19 protein-coding genes are annotated in these 20,004 nt (G+C 57.9%); 3 read left to right on the forward strand and 16 right to left on the reverse strand.

The features are described from left to right. Positions 1–7 precede the first annotated feature (7 nt). Positions 8–1,330: an NAD(P)/FAD-dependent oxidoreductase gene (locus N2A41_RS28630; RefSeq protein ID WP_260111810.1), complete on the forward strand. Its 1,323-nt coding sequence runs from the start codon at positions 8–10 to the stop codon at positions 1,328–1,330. 34 nt (positions 1,331–1,364) lie between these two features. On the opposite strand, the gene N2A41_RS28635 is transcribed toward N2A41_RS28630, so the two are convergent. From N2A41_RS28635 to N2A41_RS28655, 5 genes are all read right to left on the reverse strand, one after another. After that, a complete protein-coding gene (locus N2A41_RS28635; protein WP_260111482.1) occupies positions 1,365–2,639 on the reverse strand; it encodes an NAD(P)/FAD-dependent oxidoreductase in 1,275 nt (424 codons plus the stop codon). A gap of 63 nt (positions 2,640–2,702) precedes the next feature. After that, complete coding sequence (locus tag N2A41_RS28640) at positions 2,703–3,179, reverse strand: Lrp/AsnC family transcriptional regulator (RefSeq protein WP_260111483.1); 477 nt, start codon at positions 3,177–3,179, stop codon at positions 2,703–2,705. Between the two features lie 64 nt (positions 3,180–3,243). After that, the gene (locus N2A41_RS28645; protein ID WP_260111484.1) at positions 3,244–4,572 is read right to left on the reverse strand and encodes an aspartate aminotransferase family protein; all 1,329 of its coding nucleotides are present in this window, start codon (positions 4,570–4,572) and stop codon (positions 3,244–3,246) included. Positions 4,573–4,666: 94 nt separating this feature from the next. Then, positions 4,667–5,908 carry a phosphotransferase enzyme family protein gene (locus N2A41_RS28650; RefSeq protein ID WP_260111485.1) on the reverse strand — a complete coding sequence of 414 codons (1,242 nt, stop codon included), beginning with the start codon at positions 5,906–5,908 and terminating at the stop codon, positions 4,667–4,669. Positions 5,909–6,068: 160 nt separating this feature from the next. Continuing rightward, positions 6,069–6,737 carry a haloacid dehalogenase type II gene (locus tag N2A41_RS28655; protein ID WP_260111486.1) on the reverse strand — a complete coding sequence of 223 codons (669 nt, stop codon included), beginning with the start codon at positions 6,735–6,737 and terminating at the stop codon, positions 6,069–6,071. Between the two features lie 358 nt (positions 6,738–7,095). Between N2A41_RS28655 and N2A41_RS28660 the strand changes: the two genes are divergently transcribed. Both N2A41_RS28660 and N2A41_RS28665 read left to right on the forward strand, forming a co-directional pair. Further along, on the forward strand, positions 7,096–8,088 hold the full coding sequence (locus N2A41_RS28660) for an ornithine cyclodeaminase family protein (protein ID WP_260111487.1): 993 nt from the start codon (positions 7,096–7,098) through the stop codon (positions 8,086–8,088). After that, complete coding sequence (locus N2A41_RS28665) at positions 8,088–9,065, forward strand: threonine/serine dehydratase (RefSeq protein WP_260111488.1); 978 nt, start codon at positions 8,088–8,090, stop codon at positions 9,063–9,065. The genes N2A41_RS28660 and N2A41_RS28665 overlap by 1 nt, the downstream gene beginning before the upstream one ends. 95 nt (positions 9,066–9,160) lie before the next feature. Here the strand turns inward: N2A41_RS28665 and N2A41_RS28670 are convergent, their stop codons facing one another. The 11 genes from N2A41_RS28670 to N2A41_RS28720 form a co-directional block, all read right to left on the reverse strand. Next, positions 9,161–9,997 carry a GNAT family N-acetyltransferase gene (locus N2A41_RS28670; RefSeq protein WP_441005727.1) on the reverse strand — a complete coding sequence of 279 codons (837 nt, stop codon included), beginning with the start codon at positions 9,995–9,997 and terminating at the stop codon, positions 9,161–9,163. Between the two features lie 235 nt (positions 9,998–10,232). Then, positions 10,233–10,586 carry a cupin domain-containing protein gene (locus N2A41_RS28675; protein WP_260111490.1) on the reverse strand — a complete coding sequence of 118 codons (354 nt, stop codon included), beginning with the start codon at positions 10,584–10,586 and terminating at the stop codon, positions 10,233–10,235. A 116-nt stretch (positions 10,587–10,702) separates the two neighbouring features. Next, complete coding sequence (locus tag N2A41_RS28680; protein ID WP_260111491.1) at positions 10,703–12,211, reverse strand: NAD-dependent succinate-semialdehyde dehydrogenase; 1,509 nt, start codon at positions 12,209–12,211, stop codon at positions 10,703–10,705. 484 nt (positions 12,212–12,695) lie between these two features. Then, positions 12,696–13,691 (reverse strand): ectoine utilization protein EutC, encoded by a 996-nt coding sequence (gene eutC / locus N2A41_RS28685; protein ID WP_260111492.1) that lies wholly within the window; start codon positions 13,689–13,691, stop codon positions 12,696–12,698. Continuing rightward, on the reverse strand, positions 13,691–14,674 hold the full coding sequence (gene eutB / locus N2A41_RS28690; protein ID WP_260111493.1) for a hydroxyectoine utilization dehydratase EutB: 984 nt from the start codon (positions 14,672–14,674) through the stop codon (positions 13,691–13,693). Before eutB ends, eutC begins: the two co-directional genes overlap by 1 nt. A gap of 59 nt (positions 14,675–14,733) precedes the next feature. Further along, positions 14,734–15,951 (reverse strand): NAD(P)/FAD-dependent oxidoreductase, encoded by a 1,218-nt coding sequence (locus N2A41_RS28695; protein WP_260111494.1) that lies wholly within the window; start codon positions 15,949–15,951, stop codon positions 14,734–14,736. A gap of 144 nt (positions 15,952–16,095) precedes the next feature. Continuing rightward, positions 16,096–16,449 (reverse strand): cupin domain-containing protein, encoded by a 354-nt coding sequence (locus tag N2A41_RS28700; protein ID WP_221964651.1) that lies wholly within the window; start codon positions 16,447–16,449, stop codon positions 16,096–16,098. 22 nt (positions 16,450–16,471) lie between these two features. Then, entirely contained in the window at positions 16,472–17,152 is a 681-nt protein-coding gene (locus N2A41_RS28705) for an ABC transporter permease (RefSeq protein WP_260111495.1), read from the reverse strand. 1 nt (position 17,153) lies between these two features. Beyond that, positions 17,154–17,867, reverse strand: a complete 714-nt coding sequence (locus N2A41_RS28710) for an ABC transporter permease subunit (RefSeq protein WP_260111496.1) — start codon at positions 17,865–17,867, stop codon at positions 17,154–17,156. 58 nt (positions 17,868–17,925) lie between these two features. Further along, the gene (locus N2A41_RS28715) at positions 17,926–18,744 is read right to left on the reverse strand and encodes a transporter substrate-binding domain-containing protein (protein WP_260111497.1); all 819 of its coding nucleotides are present in this window, start codon (positions 18,742–18,744) and stop codon (positions 17,926–17,928) included. A gap of 42 nt (positions 18,745–18,786) precedes the next feature. Further along, a complete protein-coding gene (locus N2A41_RS28720) occupies positions 18,787–19,563 on the reverse strand; it encodes an amino acid ABC transporter ATP-binding protein (RefSeq protein ID WP_260111498.1) in 777 nt (258 codons plus the stop codon). Between the last annotated feature and the right edge of the window lie 441 nt (positions 19,564–20,004).

Below are 20,004 nucleotides of genomic sequence, written 5' to 3' on the forward strand. Positions count from 1 at the left end.
AGCCACGATGTCACCACTCCTCAAATGCATACAGAGCGATCAAGAGCTTCCCGCGAAGGCCGACGTCGTCGTCATCGGTGGCGGCATTATCGGTGCGTCGGCGACATTTTTTCTCGCAGAGCGAGGGCTCTCCGTTGCCCTGGTCGAGAAGGGTTATATCGGCGGTGAGCAGTCCAGCCGAAACTGGGGCTGGTGCCGCCGGCAGAACCGTGATGAGCGCGAACTGCCGCTCTCGGGAATTTCCATGCAGGCGTGGGATCAGTTTGCAACCAAAATCGAGGAAGACGTCGGGTTCCGCCAATGCGGTCTGTTCTATGCGACAGACAACCCACAGCAACTGGCGGAATGGGAACAATGGCTTGATCTTGCACGGCAATTCAACGTCAATACCAAGATGCTAACTGCCCGGGAGGCGCATGACAGAATTCCCGCGCAAGGCCGCCGCTGGCTCGGCGGCGTCCATTCAGTCGATGATGGCAAGGGAGAACCCGCCATTGCGGCGCCGACCATCGCGAATGGTGCCCGTAAATTCGGAGCGACTATCCACCAGGAATGCGCGGCACGGGGTCTCGATATCGTCAATGGTGCAGTTGCTGGCATCATCACCGAAAAAGGGATCATCAGGTCGCAGGCCGTTCTGAACGCCGGCGGTGCGTGGACCTCCTTGTTCTGTCGCCAGTACGGCGTGCAGTTTCCGCAGGCAAGCGTGCGCCAGACTGCAATTCGTACACGACCCACAATCAATCTCGGCGAGGCGATCTATACGCCTGAGTGCTCGCTGACCCGCAGGTTGGACGGCAGTTACACGCTCGCTATCAGCGGTAGAGCGACCTTGGATATTACGCCACAGGGCCTGCGCTACGCGCGCTGGTTCATGCCGATGTTTCTGAAGCGACTGAAAGCGGTCCAGATTGGTGTTGGCAAGTCCATGTTCCATGGACCGGAAGCATTGGCGAGCTGGACCAACGATACGCTTTCGCCTTTCGAGCAAATCCGTGTTCTCGATCCAAGACCGAGCCGCCGGACGATCGCCGCTATCCTGAAGGGCGTCACCGAGCAGTTCCCGGCGCTTGCGGGTATCGAAATCGCTGACAGTTGGGGCGCCTATGTGGATTGCACACCGGACGCGGTGCCCGTTATCTCGGCGTCTGATCATGTGAAAGGCCTTTATTTGGCCGCTGGCGGTTCCGGCCATGGCTTCGGCATTGGCCCGGGCATCGGCCGCCTCGCCGCTGATCTGATTGCTAACGATAGGCCTTGCGTTGATCCCACGCCCTTCCGGCTGTCGCGCTTCTTTGACGGCTCCAGAGTCGAGGTCGGCGGGCTCTGATCATGGCGGACGACGAGGCTAGGACAAGAAGTCCCTAGCCGACGCTGTCCAGCATCTTGTAATACATGCCGACCAGCGGCAGGAACCAGGGGGTTCCGAAGTGCCCCGGGACGGCTGGCCATTGGAGCCCCTTCATCGGATTGCAGTCGGGCCGGCCGAGGATCGCGTCGGCGATCAGCATTCCGAGATGGGTCGAAAGCTGGGCGCCATGGCCGGAGTAACCCATGGCGTACCAGACGCCGTCATGACAGCCGGCGCGCGGGAACCGGTCCTTGGTTATGTCGACGAGCCCGCCCCAGCAATAGTCGATCTCGACACTGGCGAGTTGCGGGAAGATCTCAGCGAGGCTTGCCTTTAGGGTCGCGCCGATCTTGGGGTCCGACCCGTGGTCGGAAGTTGCCGAGAAGCGCGCGCGGCCTCCGAAGATCAGCCGGTTATCGGGCGAGAGCCGAAAATAGTTGCCGATATTCTTCGACGTGACGCAGGTGCGGTTGCCGGGCATCGTCGCCGCGATCTCCGCTTCGGTCAGCGGCCGCGTGGCAATGATGAAGCTGCCTACCGCAATGATCCGGCGCCGAAAATAGCCGAAGGTCGAGGGGGTATAGGCGCCGGTGGCAACAAGCACCGCATCGGCGGTGACGCTGCCGCGGCCGGTTTTCAGATGATGACGGCGGTCCGCCTGCCGATGGCCCGTGACGGCCGCGTTCTCGAAGATCGTCGCGCCGTGACGCTTCGCTGCCTCGGCGAGCCCTATGACGTAGCGACCCATATGCATCATCGCGCTCTTCTTCGATAGCATCGCTCCGTGGAAGGGCGAGCCGATTTCCTGCTTCAGGTCGTCTGCGCTAAGCAACGCCGTGTCCGGATCGACTTCGGCGTGCACGGCTTCGAAGTTGCGGGCGATCGCTTGGAAATGCTGGGGCTTTGAAGCGAGCTTCAGCTTACCGGTGCGGCGGAAGCTGCAATCAATTCTCTCCTCTTCGATTAGAGCCTCGATGGTGTCGATCGAGTCGTCCAGCGCCTTGTAAAGCGCAATCGCGCGCTCCTTGCCAAGCTCCGCCTTTGCCGCCAGATAGCTATGCGCAAGCCCGTTGTTCAAGTGACCGCCATTGCGGCCGGAGGCGCCCCAGCCCACCGTCTCGGCTTCCAGCACGACGACTTTGGCACCCGCCTTTGCGAGTTGCCGGGCGGCGCCAAGACCGGTGAAGCCTCCGCCGACCACCGCGACGTCGTAATGGCCATCGATCGGACCCTCTTCGGCCTCGGCAAAAGCCGGAGCAGTGTCGTGCCAGTAGGATAAAAACTTCATGGTGGCGCGCCTTGTCTCTAGAGATTGGATCGCCCGGAGAAAGGGCGAGGAGTTTATCGGAGCCTATGGTTGAAACAGTTTCGTCAGCGGCAGTTGCGCCCTGCGGATCGGCGATTTCAGCACCACGTAGCTGAAATACTTGTCGATACCGACGTCCAACTCGACCAACCGCTCCATGATCTCCTGATATTCGCCTATGCCGGTAGCCACGAATTTCAAGAGATAGTCGTAGCCGCCCGAGATCACATGGCACTCGATGAGTTGCTCGATCTTTTCGATAGCAGTGAGGAAGCGTGCAAAGTCGGTCTGCCGGTGGTTCTTCAGCGTGACCTCAGTAAACACCAATAGCGCCGGCCCCAACTTGGCGACATTGATCTGCGCCGTGTAGCCTTCGATATAGCCCTCCGACTGCAGCTTCTTGACGCGCATGAGGCAGGGGCTCGGCGATAGGTTGACAACCTCAGCAAGCTCCACATTGGTCATTCGACCATTCTGCTGCAGCACGTGCAGGATCTTGATGTCTGTCCGATCGAGTTTCATGGCCTTAGCTTTCGGTGATAAATGGCACGATCCTGGTCGGCTGCCGAGGCAGCCGATGTTACACCTACGCAACGGCCTTCCTGAGCGCGGACGCCATGGCTTCGAGAAACCGATCCACATGCTCCGCCTGGCAAATAAGTGGGGGCCGAACTTTCAGCGTATCCTCGTTGGCGCCAGTCGTGCTGATAAGAACGCCATCGTCACGCACCAGGTTTACAATCTCCAATGCCATGGCACGCCGGCTGGCCTCTCCCGTTCCATCCAGCCCGATGTCGATGCCGAAGAACAGACCGGCATTTCGAATGCCGCGGATACCGCCGTGCAGCTTAGCAAGATGCTCCAACCCCATTTTCAGGCGTTCACCCATGGCATGCGCATGCTCGGGGATGCGATCTCTGTGCAAAATGGTCAGGACGGCGTCAGCGGCCGCGATCCCGACGGTATTGCCGCCGAAAGTGTTTGAGTACCGGGCAGTTGCTCCAAAGCGATCCATCGGTGCCTTGCGGCCAACAACCGCGCCGATTGGAAATCCATTGCCCATAGGCTTGCCGAGAGTGACGAGGTCAGGCACAACTTCGTGACGCCCAAAACCCCACATGTGTGTGCCCGTCCGTCCAAATCCTGGTTGAACTTCATCGGCAATCACGAGGCCACCTGCTTCCCGCACCGCTTTAACTCCACCGGCGATGAAGCCAGGAGGGTCAACCCAGACGCCGTCGCTGGAGAAAATCGTGTCGATGAGAAGGGCCGCGATGCCAATCCCACGCCGGTTCAAATCAGCGATTGCGGAGCGAACCTGTTCTTCAAAGAATGCCGCAGCTTGCCGCTCGGGTATGCCCGAGGGACCGTGCAACGACACCATGCGCACGGCAGGGCTGAGCTTGATGGCATCGCCCAGATTGGGCGACACCATCGCGGTGGCCGCACTGGTGCCGTGATAGGCATGGGAAGAGACGATCACACCTTCGCTGCCGCTGGCCAGCCTTGCAATCCGGAGCGCCAGGTCGTTCGATTCGCTACCCGTGCAGGTAAAGACAACGCGATTCAGTTCCTGGGGAAAGGTGGCCACGAGCCGTTCGGCATAATCGACCAGCCTCGGTTCAAGATAGCGCGTGTTTGCGCTAATCCGGCTGGCTTGTTCTGCCATGGCAGCGTTGATCTCTGGGTGACAATGCCCGAGAGAGGGCACGTTGTTATAGAAATCGAGATAGGGATGTCCGTCCGGATCGAAGAGCCACATGCCCTCGCCCCGAACGAAATGAACCGGCCGGCGGTATTGGAGCCTGTAGGACGCTCCCAATACGCTGTCGCGCCGGGCGATCAGCTCAGACTCCCGGGGGGAAATTGTGGCTTCCCCGGGTGTGAAGCGGTTGGGCATGAGATCTGTGGACATAGCTTTGATCCTGCTTAGATTTCCATCCGCGAGTAGGTCGCGGCTTACCGTCCTGATACCAAGGCGAGCGACGCGACGTTTAAGTGCGGCCGGGCTAAGCACCTGCGCGACGCACAGCCATATCGGCCTCCCCCACGCTTAACGCCGATAGGATAGAGAGCCCGCGTTCGGCCCTGGCCACGTTTTTCTTGATATATGCCGCCTCGGCCGGAAACAGCTCGGCTCGCCAGTAGTTGATGAGGATGAGGGCGCTTTGGCGCGCCTTCATCAATCCGACCAGCAGTTTCGCCTCAAGCGTGGAAAGCGGAGTCACCGAAGCATAACCGGCGATGAGATTTTCTGAGCCGCCGAGAGCCAAAGATGGGTCAGTTACCAAGTGGCTTGCAGCAACCACGAGATCCTGAATCCGAGGACCCCAGCAGCCATCGCCGAAATCGATGAACGCGATACCCTGACCGGCCAGGAGCGTGTTAAAGGGGCTGGGGTCATTGTGCGTGACCTGCCATGCTACCTCGCGCAGTTGCGGCTTGATGAGCTCGACATAATTGCTCATGGCAAGACGCACTGAAGTCGCGACAGGCTCTGATTGCAGATGCTCCTCCAGTTCCATTAGCCTCGGCCAGCATCCGACATGCCAAAGTACCGGGCGATGCATGGCGGGCAGCTTCAGAGGCTCTAGCGCCAAACTGAGCCTGCCAAGCGCCTGGCCGACCCGGTAGCGGACGTCCGGAGTTGCGTTCACCTGGTGCAGCGGCACCCCTGAAAGTCGGGTCTGCAGGTAGCCGCAAATCTCCTCCTCTTCGAACATCAGCGCACCGGCGCCGGTTCGCACCAGATGAGGTGCTGCGAAACCGGAAGCGTCTTCCAGCCCTGCAAGGGCCGCAACCTGGAAGCGGAAACTGTCTCGTCCTTCCGGCCGCGCTGACGTTTTGAGGATCAACCGATCGCCGCTCAACAAAGTGACCTCGGCGGTACACTCCACTTCCGAGGACAGAACCCTGATCGCTCCCGTCAAACCGTAGTGGCGCAGCAGCAGCTCACCGGACACCTGCGCCTCGGCAGGGCTCGGCTTAGTCGCCAGAATAGCGGCAGCGCCCCTGAAATATGCTTCGGTGAATGGCTCGCCGACCGACTGGTTGCCGTCGAGATGACCCGCGCCGTCGTCTGGAAACGCATCGTTACAAGCACCCACGATTGAGACCCTCGCACTGTTTGGAGCCGGACGGCAATGGTCAAAAACGACCGTCGTTATGGCATCCAGTCCGCTGCGGCCAACCTCCGCGAAGGATGGCGATGTTACTGAAGGCGCTTGAACCACTGTCCCCACCTTCAGCACGATTGTCCTGGCCCCAGCATTGTTACCTCGCCCGTGCCGGGATCCATGATCGCGCCGCCGAACACGGCGGCACCGCAATCCCCTCGGCCCTTTACCTCCGGCAACCGAGGTTCGCAGTCGGACCGGTGGAAGAGAGATTTTCAGATGTATTCGGGCTTCCTTAAAGCCCGACAACGCCCGGCAAGTCCGAGATGCCGGCTATCTCGGTGTAGCCGTAATAGGAATTGGCCGGCTCGTGACCGCGATTGACCCAGACCTTGTTCTTGATCCCAAGGTCGTGCGCGGACATAAGATCGTAACGGAACGAAGAAGAGCAATGCAGTATGTCCTCCGGTCCGCAGCCAAGCATATCGAGCATATATTCGAAGGCCCGGAAGTGCGGCTTATAGGCCTGAGCCTCTTCGGCGGTGTAAACCGCGTGGAAAGGCGCGCCGAGCTTCTCGACGTTAGACATGATCTGGGAGTTCATTGCATTCGACAGGATGACCAACGGAATTTCCTTTGCCACCTTGGCAAGACCGGCCGGAACGTCTGGATGCGGCCCCCAAGTGGGAACGCGTTCGTAAACCATCTGCGCGTCTTCGTTCTTGAACTGGATGCCATTGCGTTTGCAGGTCCTCGCCAATGCGTTATGCACGACCTCCGCATAGGGTTTCCAGTCGGCCATGACTTCATCAAGCCGGTACGCAGAGAAGTCGGCGATGAACTGCAGCATTTTCTGCTCGCTCATGCGCTCGGCGTAGAGATCGCGTGCCGCCTCCGCCATCTGAAAGTTGATCAGCGTGCCGTGGCAATCGAACGTGATGTATTTCGGGCGGAAAATGGTCATGCGCTTCGTCCTTGCTTTGCGGGGAGCTGTTTAAGTTATGACCAATCATAGCCCGGCGCTCGCATCCGAATTGCCCGGAGATTTCGGAACATCAGCACAAAATGCTGGAGAGAAACATCATTTCCCCTTGTGAGTGCCGGGTCACAGTGATCCGCGGTGGCGGGTTAGTTCCAACACACCGCCCAAGCTTCGAAAGCGCCTGCCGGTACTCTCTGCCAAAATCGCCATGCGATATAAAACAATCTGCTTGAGGCCCGGCGGATACGGCCAATAGAAATACAGCGGGCCCAATATGATTAGTGCGGGTCAAGTCGTGATGCGCCGATGCATCCGATGAATTGAAATAGAGAGGTCACGCATGAAAACGCTGCTACTCAAGAAGAATGACGTAGGACGGCTTATCGGCATGACAGAGGTCATTGGCGCGGTCGAAGAGGCTTACAAGGCCTTCAGCAGCGCTCAGGTGGAACAGCCCGACTATATCGGGATTCATCTGCCCTCCCGGCGTGGCGAGATCGACTTCAAGCTTGGCTATTATAAGGTCGCTGAAATCATCTCTATGAAGGCGCATTCCGGAGGGTTCACCAACAACCCGGTAGAACACGGCGTGCCGAACAGCATGGGCACCATTCTCCTGTTTGATGCCAGGAGCTGTGCGTTGATTTGTATCATGGATGGTAGCTTGATCACTGGCCTCAGAACCGGGGCGGCGGGAGCCGTCTCCGTCAAAGCACTGGCGAGAAAGAACGCCAGGACGATCGCGTCGATCGGCACAGGCAATCAGGCAAGAATGCAAATCCGTGCGATCAACGAGATCCTGAAGATCGAAGAGATCCACGCCTGGGACAGCACCTACGAAACAAGTTCCAAATACAAGGCGGACATCGAGCGCGAATTCGGCATTCCCGTCACCGTCGCAAGCTCGAAGAAGGAGGCGGTCGAGCGGGCCGACATCTTGATCACAACGACCCGAGGGAAAGGGTCGCTTGTGGAAGCGGAATGGGTAAAACCCGGTACACACATCGTTGCGATCGGCACGGATCAACGCGGCAAACAGGAGCTGGATCCGGAGCTTTTCCGAAATGCCAAAATAATCGTCGACTCGCTTTCGCAATGCACGGAAAAGGGCGAGACTTGGCACCCGCTGAATAAAAACATCATTACCAAGGACGACATCCACGGCGAAATCGGCGAGGTATTGTTGGGGAGGAAGCCGGGACGAGAGAGTGATGACGAAATCACCATTTTCGACTCCACCGGGATGGCCATACAAGACAATACGACAGCCAACAAAATCTATCAGAACGCAATAGCCAACAACGTCGGCGCTTTCTTTCAGTTTTTTGAGTGATGACCATGCGCAACTACCCCACCATTCAAGACATTCGTGAAGCTCAGGAGCGGCTGAAACCGTACATCAGGCACACGCCGCTATTGCGCGCGGAAAAAATGGAAAGCGCCGCTGGTTGTCAGCTCTATCTCAAGCCGGAAACCCTGCAGATTACGGGTGCATTCAAAATTCGCGGCGCCCTGAACAAGGCTCTCTCGCTATCGCGGGAAGAGATCGCGAACGGTATCATCGCAACGTCGTCGGGCAATCATGCCCAAGGGATTGCCTATGCTGCCAGGTTGCTCGGCGTAAAAGCAATTTTGGTGCTTCCGGTCACCACGCCCAAAATCAAAATTGAAAACACAAAGGCACTTGGGGCAGAGGTTATTCTTTTCGATGGCGACACCGCCGCCAGGTGGAAAAGGGTGTATGAAATCGCTGGAGAAAACAAATACGCAGCTGTTCACGCTTTTGAGGACCCTGTCGTGATGGCCGGTCAGGGCACAATTGGCTGTGAAATTCTGCAGGATCTCGCCGATGTAGATTCAGTCATTGTTCCCATCGGCGGCGGCGGGCTAATCTCGGGAATCGCGACTGCCATCAAAGAATCAAAGCCATCAGTGCGCGTCATTGGGGCGGAACCTGCCCTGACGCCGAAGTATTTTCAGAGCCGCATAAACAAGGAGCGCACATCGCTTCCCTTGAAGAACACTATTGCGGATGGCTTGAGGATAAGCGTTCCGGGTCAAAACCCCTACCCGATTATCGAAAAGTATGTGGACGAAATTATTCTTGTTGAAGACGAGCATATCATTGCCGGGATGCGCGCTCTTGCCAAGGACGCGAAACTCATTGCTGAACCCGCTGCATCCATCGGTGTGGGAGCGCTGTTGGCGGGCGCCATAGATGTCGAGCCCGACGAAAAAGTTTGTGTCGTGTTGTCTGGCGGAAACTGGGATCTATGCGACCTTGCCGAGATATACCATGCGGAGAGGTGATCGCCACTCGCGATCACCTCAGAGTACAGACATGATTATTAATGTTTCGCCCAGAGACAATGGACGTGCAATCAACGGACTTCCGCCCGACCAAGTCAGCCGATAGCCTGGCTGGCCAGGCAGAAAGTCTGAACCGCTGGTGTTTGAGGGTGGCCCGCAGCACCTCGAACCATCGCAACGACTCCACCCTCTTGAGGCAGCCCCCAGCCTTTGAGCGACGACGAAAGGCCCGTCTCTTCAGGAATGTCGATCCGGACGAAATGACCTTCCTTGCCGGAGAGGATGAATGCGAACAAGTCCCTCGCCTGTTCAAAGTTTTCCGCAACGACCGGCCCGACCACTTCGCCCTTTCCGAACAACCGCGTCGACGCGAATGCGACGATACGATCATCGTTCCGAATGACCGCGAACCTTCCCTCCTTCGACAGGACATCGTTTAATGCCTCGCGGGAGGCGCCGAACGCCGCACGATCGAGCGCTTTGATTGCCGGCAGGGCGTCGGGCCCGACCCACTCAACATTTTCAGAAGCATTGATGCGATTGACGATGCCTTGGTGGCGGACGATCTGATGTGTCGCAACAAAGCCCAGCTTTTCGTAAAGCGGCAAGCCGTCATTCGTCGCCGTCAAACGGCATTGGCGATCGCCGGCGAGTTCCAACACGGCGGTGGTCAATTTTCTTCCCAATCCCCGGCCGCGCTGGCTTTCGTCGACAATGATCATGTTGATGGCTGAGCAAGTGTCGCCGAAGGGAGTCATGAGAGCTGTTCCCACGACCCGGTCGCCAACGAGTGCAACGCGCCCCTGGCTCAGCGACCATATCATTTCCCAGTCTTCTCTCCTGTGAGCCCAGCCCGCCGCACGCGAAAGCGCCACCGCATCATCCAGATGGTGAGCCTCGAAAGGCGCAAGAACGACGGATTCCGTTTGCATGAGTTCATCCATTTCGTGGGTCTCTGCGCTCACCTCGAAACAACAGCGGCGGGTTTTGGTGAAAGAGGGGCATAAGATTGATGTCTAGGCCGAACCGCGACAAGCTTGGTTTATAAGCCTTCGAGTTTGGAAGTCGGATGGGCGGATAACCGCCCATCCAGTTTCGGGTGGAAGCATCTGAAGGCCTTGCCTGCCGGATTGCTCCGTTTCCGCCCCGTCGTCGAGAGTCCCGTGATCAGGTTACGGTGACGAAGATTTTTCGCACCGTCTCTATGGTCTTCCAAACGCCGACATAGCCGGGCTTCATCACGAAGCTGTCGCCCGCACGATAAGTGATAGGCTCCTTTCCCTTCTCGGTCAGTTCGATGACACCGTGGACGAGATGGCAAAACTCAAAAGTCTCACCCTTGATGGAGTGCGTTTCGCCGGGCGTGGCCTCGAAGACGCCGGTATTGACTGTGCCGTCCTTGGCGGTGTCCTGCAACCATGTCTTGAAGGCGGGGCTGCCCGCGATGAGGCGATCCGGCTCCGCAGTTTTATGCTTCGGCTCGAACAATGGATTCGGGTCGATGGTTTTTAGTAGCGACATTTATCTCTCCTGGTTCTGGCTTCAGCCACCCGCGTCACCTTTGGACGGCTTGAGCCGGCTTGACTTCCCCACGCCATTACGTGGCATAGCGAAACGCACCTGCGTTGATCGCGCCCCTACCAAGCGGCGGCGATGTATTTCGTTTCGAGATATTCGAGCATGCCGTGGTGGCTGCCTTCGCGTCCGAGGCCGCTCTGTTTCATGCCGCCGAACGGCGCAGCAGCGTCGGAAACGACACCTCGGTTGATTCCCACCATGCCGCTTTCCAGCCTGCCCGCGACTGCGAGCGCGCGCTTGAGGTCCCGGCTAAAGACATAGGATACCAATCCATACTCGGTGTCGTTGGCTAGTTCGACGACCTCGTCTTCAGTATCGAACGCGATGATCGGCGCGACCGGACCGAAGATTTCCTCTCGAAGTATCTCAGCATCGGCAGAGACATTGGCGAGGACGGTCGGTAGATAATAGAAGCCCTCGCCGCTCAATCTGCTGCCACCGGTAACCAGGTTGGCTCCCTTGGCGACAGCGTCTTCTACCAGGCGCTCGACCTTGGCCACCGCGGCTTCGGTGATCAGTGGGCCAAGCTGCTTATCCGCGGCCAGGCCTGGTCCTACTTCGAGTGCGGCCATCTCTTGCGCGAAACGACGCGTGAAGTCAGCCAGAATGCTCTTTTGCACGTAGAAGCGGTTCGCGGCTGTACAAGCCTCACCGCCGTTGCGCATCTTGGCGACCATTGCGCCGGCGACAGCGGTTTCCAGATCGGCATCATCGAAAACGATGAAAGGCGCATTGCCGCCCAGTTCCATTGAACAACTGACGACTTGGTCCGCCGCCTCGCGCAGCAGGATCCTGCCAACGCCTGTCGAGCCGGTGAACGACAGCTTCCGTACCCGCTTGTCATGCAGCATCGCGCTGACCACAGGGCCTGCTTTCTTCGTGGTAACGATGTTGACCACTCCGGCGGGAACACCTGCCTGTCGCATGAGTTCTCCGATCGCCAGCGCCGTAAGAGGGGTCTCGGCTGCGGGTTTCAGGATGCAGGTGCAGCCCGCGGCCAAAGCGGGAGCAATTTTGCGCGTAGCCATTGCTGCCGGAAAGTTCCAAGGCGTTACCAATACGGCAATACCAATCGGCTCATGGCTCACGATGATCTGGTTCGCGCCGGAAGGTGCAGGTCCGAATTCACCGGGAGATCTTACCGCCTCTTCGGCATACCAGCGGAAAAACTCGGCCGCGTAGGCGACTTCCGATCTTGCGTCGGCAAGTGCCTTGCCATTTTCAACTGTGATCAGTCGTGCCAGCCATTCTGCCTGTTCGAGAAGAAGGTGAAAACACTTCATCAGAACATCCGAGCGCCGGCGCGGCGGAGTTGCTTTCCAGGCCGCAGCCGCCTTTTCTGCCGCGTCGACGGCCGCCATTGCGTCCGGGATGTCGGCGTCACAGACGGTGGCGATTGCATCAGCGGTCGAGGGATCGATCACATCAAAGGTCCGGCCGCCTTTTGCGGCGACCCATTGGCCGCCGATGAACAGTTGGCTGGGAGCATCGCATGCTATAGCAGCCGCCTGCGAAGGAGCAACACGGGTTGTTTCAAGTGTTGGAGTTGTTTTCACGTTCACCACCATTCGCTACCAATCAAGATCGTCATGCGATCAATATACAATTGGTTTCGCGATTGGTGTCAATATAGATCAAATTGGTTGCGCAGATTATTTTCGATGCTCCAAGACTGGGGATGCGGTGATAGGACTAGGTTCGTTGACGGAACCGCGAGCGCACCAGCATTTCATGGTCGGTGGCAGCATTAATGCGACAAAGCCACAGCTGTTATAGGTCGGTGACAACACAGACGTCATGCCGACATTGTTTTGCAGTCGGTTGATAATTCCAATGTCAGTAAGGGCCGGGCCGCATACAGAGACGCTAGTAACGCGTTGCATCAATTTTGCGAGCCGACATCCTCAAGCGTATCCAACCGAGAAACTGCGGATGCCGCTCGAAAAAAACGGCCGGGCACGAACAAAGAACGCTCGCCAACACGTTGTGTCGCCGGACTGCATTTCTCAACGCACCCATCAGGGGCGCTCGGCTGGCAAAGATCGCCTGCCATCAACTTTCGAAAAGCGTCCCCGCGCCGTGCGCTTCGGCGCGCGCAAACGCAAGCGTGGCAATGGCCGTGTCTTGAACACCGGTTCCCGTAAGATCGGCAATCGTGATCTCCGAGACACTTTTGCGACCCTTCTTGGTGCCTGTGACAATCTGGCCCAGTTCCGCAAACTCCGCATCGCGCGAGACTAGGCCGGCTTCAATGGCATGGTGGAGTTCACCCAGTCTCCGCGTTTGTTTGAGGCTGTCGGCCACATAAACATCTGCGCGGGCGATGGCCATTGGGTCGATTTCATTCTTATGTTCCGCATCCGAACCCATAGCTGTCAGATGCTGCCCGGGTTCAAGCCAAGAAGCATCAACAATTGGCCGGTTGGCTGGTGTGGTCGTGACGATGATCTGGGACCCGGCGATTGCCTTTTTAGGATCGTCAAACGCGGAAATTGAAAGGTTTCGTTTGCCGGCGAATTGTTCGACGAGTGACTGCGCCTTGCGAGGATCACGCGCCCAAACACGGATCTCTCGAACCGGCCGAACCAACGTGAGGGCTTCAAGTTGCAGCCTCGCCTGAACGCCTGCTCCGAAGACCGTCACGATCGACGCATCCTTCTGCGCCAGATGGTTTGCCGCAACAGCGCCGGCGGCAGCCGTGCGAACATCGGTGAGATAGCCATTATCCAGCAAAAGAGCCTGTACCAGGCCGGTTTTACTTGAAAGCAAAACCATCATCCCATTGGTGCTCGGCAGCCCGATCTTTGGATTGTCGAAGAAGCCGGGACTGATCTTGATGGCAAAGCCGCTTACGCCGCGAATATACGCAGTCTTCACATCGACTTCGCCCCTGCTGTCAGGGACGTCGAGACGCAAAATCGCTGGCATTTTAACTGCATTCTCAGTCGCCAGAGCGCGGAAGGCATTTTCAACACAATTCACCGCATCGATGCCGAGCGGTACGATCGACCTGAGCTCCGACTCAGTCAATATTCTTATTGTCGGCATTAGCTTCCCTCACCAATCGTATTGAGCCCGTTGACGACGTTCCTGTGCAACGCCATGTCGATGTTTCCGCCCGAAACGACTGCCGCGATCGGGCCTTCAACGTGCGCCAATTTCCCTGAGAGCAGCGCAGCAATACCGACCGCACCCGCACCCTCGACTATCTGGCGCTCATATTCATAAGCGTGGCGGATGCCGGCCGCTATTTCACCCTCGTCGACCAGCACCACGTCATCGAGAAGGATTTTGCACATCTGGAATGTCCAGGCGTTAGCCAATCCGATGCCGCCACCGAGCGAATCGGCGAAGCTTCGATGCTCTTCGACCTGGACCGGGTGGCCCGCGTCGATGCTGGCCTTCATCGCCGCTCCCCGCTCCATGGTAATGCCGATCACCTTGGCCTCCGGCCGCAACGCCTTGACGGCCGCCGCGACACCTGCTGCCAAACCGCCGCCCGATAGGGGAACAAGAACCGCCGCGACTTGAGGCATCGCCTGGACGATTTCAAGACCGAGGGTACCCTGGCCGGCGATGATCCGGGGGTGGTCGAAGGGCGGGATCATGCTGAGGCCTTCCTCCGCGACCAGCCGATCAGCCTCCTCTTGTGCATCATCTTGTGAAGACCCGACGATCCGCACGGATGCCCCTAGCTGGCTGATTTCAGACACCTTGTTTTCAGGCACAAGTCGCGACATGCAAATGGTCGCGCGGGAGCCCATCGCCCGAGCGGCGTAGGACAGCGCACGTCCGTGATTGCCCGTGGAAGCCGCGATAACGCCTCGATCCCGCTCGGATTGGCTAAGCTGCAGAACGGCATTGGTCGCCCCTCGAAGCTTGAAGCTTCCGGTCAGCTGGTGATGCTCCAGCTTCAGGCTGACCTGCGTCCCGACCAGTTCGGACAGCGCCGCCGAACTCACAAAGGGCGTACTGCGGATGTGCTTGGCAATGCGCTCACGCGCTTGCTCGATTGCTTCCAGGCTAATCATGTTTTTTCACTTGAAACACGGCCTCACTATCCGTGATCCGTTGGGCTACGCTCTGCACCTCAACTTTTCTGGCGACGGCGCAGCGTCTTTCTGTCGTGCCGCTCATACATCGAGTAAACAATGGGAATGAACCAGGGTTTGCCGTTAAAGAATGGCACCGCCCTGGGAGCCGCGTCGAAATCGAATGCGGAGCGCGACTGTTCCGCGTCGCCCAGGATCTTGAACGCCGCCTTCTTGCCTAGCCATCTGGCCCATACGACGCCGGAGCCGCAATAGCCGGTCGCATAGACCGTATTCCCCCGCGAGAACATGCGAGGGATCATGTCGCGGTTCATGGCCACATAGCCGAACCAGCTATGCGTAATGCTTATCCCGGCGAGTTCCGGGAAAAGCCTTGCAAGTTCGGTTTGCAGATGCCTGGTCGGAGCCGCCGGATCTCCCTCGGTCGTGCCATCGCGTCCGCCAAACAAGATTCGGGAACCATCGTGCGACGGCCGATAATAGTAGCTGAGCTTACGCAGATCGCCATACATCATGCGTGGCGGCATCAGCAGATCCATCATCTCTTTATCCAGCGCTTCAGTTGCAATGATCCTGCTGCGGACAGGAACAAGGCGTCGACGCAGCCACGGGTCGAAACCGTCGGTGTAGCCGTCGGTGCAGACAAGAAGCTTGCTGGCGAAGACATCGCCACGCTCGGTTTGAACTCGCACGCCACCAGCCTCGTTGACCGAGCCAAGGACTGCGGTATTTTCATGAATGACCGCGTTCGATGAGCTTACCAGGGCGATCATGGCCGCGAGCAGTTTTGCCGGCTGCAGACCACCGACATCCTTACGTACAAGCCCTCCGATATAAAGGTCTGTCCCGATGAACTTCCGGACGTCGGCCCTTTCCACCGGATATGCCTCGACACCGAGGTTCTGTTGCAGGAAGTCTGCCTGACGACGGAGTTCTTCGGCCTCGTCAGTCGTCATAGCGCCGCTGAAGACCCCAGACAGGGAGAAATCGCATTCTATATTTTCCTCTCTCAGGAAGCGCCAAAGATCCTCTCGCGCCGCCTTGCCTTCCCGGAGAATGGCTTGTGCTCTCTCCTGCCCGAACCGCTTGATGAGATCCTTGCGCCCCGGGCGGATACTTCCGCTGGCCATGCCTCCATTTCGGCTGGATGCCGCCTGGCCAAGAGCCTGGCGGTCGAACAGCTGGACATGCTTGCCGGCACGGGCAAGTTCGAGTGCGGCCGACAAACCGGTATACCCGCCGCCAACGATCGCCACATCGCATGTCTTTTCCACGTCTCGAGCTGGTAGGGACGGCAAGCGGCAGTCCTCCCACCAGTAGGGCGTTGACTTGATTGGATGTCGTTGAGCTTGGGTCATGAGCGGGCAGGTTCCGGAAAGATGACTTGAGTTGATGATGACTTAGTCTCGGGAGACCCAGAGCTTGCGCGTCGTTTCGATGACCCGCCAGGTTCCGACGAAACCCGGATGCATGGCGAAAGCGTCGCCGGCCACGATGCGCCGCGGCTCAAAGCCGTCCTCGATCAGTTCGGAAACACCCGAAAGAATGACGCAAAATTCGAAGGTTTCGCCCTTGATCGACCGGTAGGCGCCGGGTGTTGCTTCCCATACGCCGGAGCGAACAACACCATCAGTTGTCTGTGCGATGTCCCAGCTCAGGAACTGCGGGTTGCCCTCGACAAGTCTGTCAGGCGCTGGCTGACCCTTGCGCGGTTCAGGAAGATTGTTCTGATCGACGAAGGTGAGATTGGACATGCTATTTCCTTTCTGAAGGTGATTATCGGACGAGCAACAAGCGTCGTTCGAGAAGTTTCAATGCGGTGAGAGCAACGACGTTCATGGCGAGATAGAGGGCAGCGGTGATGATGAAGATGTCCATGATCGCGAAGGTCTCGCTCATCAATCTCTTGGCATATCCAGTGACTTCCAGGACAGTGATCGTCGATGCGAGGCTCGATTCCTTGACAATAATGGCCGCCTCGCTGCTGTAGGCAGGCAAAGCCTGGCGCAATGCCAACGGAAATTTCACTCGTGTGAAGACATGCCAGGGGGACATGCCGCAGGCTTCGGCCGCCTCGATAAGCCCCTTGGGAAGAGAGAGGAAACCCGTGCGGAAAATTTCACCGGTGTAGGCGCCGGTATTCAGCACGACGGCAAGGATCGCCGCGTGCAATCCATCACCAATCATCCACCACAGCACCGGGTTGTGACGGATGAAGCTTACCTGCGCCAGTCCGTAGTAAATGACGAATATCTGCACCAGCATCGGCGTCCCGCGGAAGATCGCGCAGTAGGTGTCGCAGCTGTTGCGTAACATCCTGTTCTTCGAGCCGCGGCCAAGACCGACAGCGATACCAAACGGGAATCCGAAGCCAATTCCGCAAAGGGCGATCAGCAATGTCGTCTTGGCGCCGACAAGCAGAAAGGGCACGGCATATTTGACAATCTCGAGATCCATGTCATCGCCCTCCGAAGCCGCGGTTCAGCGCACGTTCCGCCCTGGAGAACAGGCTTTGGCTGACCGCTGTCATACCGAAGAACAACGCCGCGGCGATGCAATAAAAGAGGAGGGGAGAGCGCGTGATCCCGGCCGCGATCGCCGCCGTTCTCATCAGTTCCTGCAGCCCGACAACCGAGATCAGCGACGTGTCCTTGATCGTCATCTGCCAGACGTTGTTGATCCCTCCGAGCGCCAGACGCAAAGCCAATGGAAACGTGATGTGGAAGAACGTGACCGTGCCTGGCAAGGCAAGCGACCGCGCGGCTTCAAGCAGACCATGCGGCACCGCCTGAAGTGCACCGCGGATCACCTCGATGGAATAGGCACACGAGATTGCGGCTATGGCGATCACGCCGATGATATACGGGTAGGCATTGTCAACCGAGTCCTGATAGCCGAAAGCGGTCGTGATGGTTTTGACCCAGTCGACGGAGCCGAAAAACAGCAGGTAGATGACGAGCAGCCCCGGCACACCACGAACGACGATGCTATATGCATCGACCAATTGCGAAACCACGGTGACTTTCTGCCAGCGCAAGACAGCCAATGGGGTGGCAATAACGAAACCCAAAGACATTCCGAGAAGGCCGATCACGATCGTGATGGCACTTCCCCGCAGCAGAGCAAGCGCCCAGCCTCGCTCCACCATCAATATCCAGAAATCAGCTAGCATGGACACCATCCCAACGACCTGCCTTGGACCAAGCCAAGACAGGTCTCATCGTCAAAGATCACTTCTTGCAGGGAATGGTGTAGTCGTCCTGGAACCAGTGCATCGAGGCTTCCTTGACTTTGCCATCATTGACCATCTTGCAAAGTGCGGTGTCCACCTTCGCCTTAAGATCGGCGTTGCCCTTGCGCATGCCAACGCCCATGCCATGCCCAAGGACGTCAGGGTCATCCAAGGACATGATCTTCACGTCGATCTTCGTGAAATTGGCGCCGTCGGGCGTTGCAAAGAAGTCCATCCAGGTCGGCGAGTCGCCAAAAGCAACATCGATCCGACCGCTGGCCAGGTCGGCGGTCTGTTGGGTGGTCGCGTCGTATGTCTTCAGATCGACGCCGGGCATCCGCTTCTCGATGAACTTGGCGTAGGTCGTGCCGGTGACGACGCCGACACTTTTGCCTTCAATAGCCTTTTCAATTTCCGCCAAGCTCTTGAGACCGGCGAGTGGAGAATCCTTCGCAACGACGAAATAGAGAGGGGTTGTTGCGTAGGGGATGGAGTAGTCGATCTTTTTCTGGCGCTCGGCGGTAATCCCGAGGCCGGAGATAATGACGTCGAACCGATCGCTGTCCATCGACGGGACAAGCGAACTGAACGTCTGCACAACAAACTCACACTTTAACTTGAGCTCGGCGCAGATGCCATTGGCGATGTCTGCATCAAAACCGGTGACGTTTCCGTTCGGATCAGCCATGCTGAATTTCGGCGCATCGCCCTCCGTGCCGATACGCAGGACCCCGTCCTTAGCCGAAGCGGCCGTGGCCAGCGCGGAGACGAGCAGGCTGGTTGCCAGCGCTGACTTGATGATTTTGCTGATGGTCATGTCTGTTACCCTTTTATCGTTGTTGTTGTGGCCTGATGCCCTCTAGGCGCAGGCCGGCATGACGCCTGACAGGAACCGCTTGACCCCTTCTGTCGCAGGATTGCGAAGCAGTTCTGTCGGCGTGTCGTCCTGCTCAAGGCGGCCCTCTTGCAGGAATATCATCCGGTTCGACACGTCGCGTGCAAACCGCATCTCGTGTGTGACGAGGAGGATCGTGGCACCCTCTTCGGCTAGTGTTCTGATAACCTTCAGTACTTCCCCGACGAGTTCGGGGTCGAGGGCGGAGGTTGGCTCATCGCACAACATCAATTTCGGTCGCATCGCCAGCACTCGTGCGAAAGCGACCCGTTGCTGCTGCCCACCAGATAACTGATGTGGGTAGCGCTCGCGGAAATTGGCCATGCCAACCTTCGACAAAGCGGACAACGCAACCTCTTCGGCCTCCTTTTTGCTCAACATCAGCACATAGACCAGGGCCTCTGTCACGTTGCCGAGCACGGTACGGTGGGGCCAGAGGTTGAAGTTCTGAAACACCATGCCGATCCGCTGGCGAAACGCTCTGATATTGGAAGCGTTGACGATCTCGCTTTCGCCACCTTTTTTGCGATTGACAGAGATCGCCTGACCCATGAACTCGATCTGCCCGGAGGTCGGCGTCTCCAGGAAGTTGATGCAGCGAAGGGCGGTGCTTTTTCCACACCCAGATGATCCGATCAGAGAAATGACCTCACCTTCGCACATGCGGAAGCTGATGCCATCCAACACCTTCGTGGATCCGAATGTCTTGGTGAGTTCGTGGACCTTCAGAACCTCGCTCATGCGTGAAAACTTTCCAGCCAAATGATCATCCACTATCCCGCCACTGCGCCTTGAGCGTCCAATTCCTTCGTCATCAGGCCGCAGCCGCCTTTTGCGGCGACCCATTGGCCGCCGATGAACAGTTGGCTGGGAGATCGCATGCGACGGCAACCGCCTGCGAAGGAGCAACACGGGTTGTTTCAAGCGTTGGAGTTGTTTTCACGTTCACCACCGTTCGCTACCAATCAGGATCGTCGTGCGATCAATATACAATTGGTTTCACGATTGGTGTCAATATAGATCAAATTGGTTGCGCAGATTATTTTCCATACTCCAAGACTGGGGGATGCGGTGATAGGGCTAGGTTCATTGACGGAACCGCGAGCGCAACAGCAATTCATGGTCGATGGCAGCATTAATGCGACAAAGCCACGGTGTTCTCGGTCGGTGACAACAGCCGGA

This window comes from Rhizobium sp. SRDI969 (assembly GCF_025152725.1).
Classification (GTDB): Bacteria; Pseudomonadota; Alphaproteobacteria; order Rhizobiales; family Rhizobiaceae; genus Rhizobium; species Rhizobium leguminosarum_I.

Coding starts and splice junctions, on each gene's coding strand:
- N2A41_RS28630 (WP_260111810.1), top strand. CDS start 8: ATGTCACCACTCCTCAAATGCATACAGAGCGATCAAGAGCTTCCCGCG.
- N2A41_RS28635 (WP_260111482.1), bottom strand. CDS start 2,639: ATGAAGTTTTTATCCTACTGGCACGACACTGCTCCGGCTTTTGCCGAG.
- N2A41_RS28640 (WP_260111483.1), bottom strand. CDS start 3,179: ATGAAACTCGATCGGACAGACATCAAGATCCTGCACGTGCTGCAGCAG.
- N2A41_RS28645 (WP_260111484.1), bottom strand. CDS start 4,572: ATGTCCACAGATCTCATGCCCAACCGCTTCACACCCGGGGAAGCCACA.
- N2A41_RS28655 (WP_260111486.1), bottom strand. CDS start 6,737: ATGACCATTTTCCGCCCGAAATACATCACGTTCGATTGCCACGGCACG.
- N2A41_RS28660 (WP_260111487.1), top strand. CDS start 7,096: ATGAAAACGCTGCTACTCAAGAAGAATGACGTAGGACGGCTTATCGGC.
- N2A41_RS28665 (WP_260111488.1), top strand. CDS start 8,088: ATGACCATGCGCAACTACCCCACCATTCAAGACATTCGTGAAGCTCAG.
- N2A41_RS28670 (WP_441005727.1), bottom strand. CDS start 9,997: ATGCAAACGGAATCCGTCGTTCTTGCGCCTTTCGAGGCTCACCATCTG.
- N2A41_RS28675 (WP_260111490.1), bottom strand. CDS start 10,586: ATGTCGCTACTAAAAACCATCGACCCGAATCCATTGTTCGAGCCGAAG.
- N2A41_RS28680 (WP_260111491.1), bottom strand. CDS start 12,211: ATGGTGGTGAACGTGAAAACAACTCCAACACTTGAAACAACCCGTGTT.
- eutC (WP_260111492.1), bottom strand. CDS start 13,691: ATGCCGACAATAAGAATATTGACTGAGTCGGAGCTCAGGTCGATCGTA.
- eutB (WP_260111493.1), bottom strand. CDS start 14,674: ATGATTAGCCTGGAAGCAATCGAGCAAGCGCGTGAGCGCATTGCCAAG.
- N2A41_RS28700 (WP_221964651.1), bottom strand. CDS start 16,449: ATGTCCAATCTCACCTTCGTCGATCAGAACAATCTTCCTGAACCGCGC.
- N2A41_RS28705 (WP_260111495.1), bottom strand. CDS start 17,152: ATGGATCTCGAGATTGTCAAATATGCCGTGCCCTTTCTGCTTGTCGGC.
- N2A41_RS28710 (WP_260111496.1), bottom strand. CDS start 17,867: ATGCTAGCTGATTTCTGGATATTGATGGTGGAGCGAGGCTGGGCGCTT.
- N2A41_RS28715 (WP_260111497.1), bottom strand. CDS start 18,744: ATGACCATCAGCAAAATCATCAAGTCAGCGCTGGCAACCAGCCTGCTC.
- N2A41_RS28720 (WP_260111498.1), bottom strand. CDS start 19,563: ATGAGCGAGGTTCTGAAGGTCCACGAACTCACCAAGACATTCGGATCC.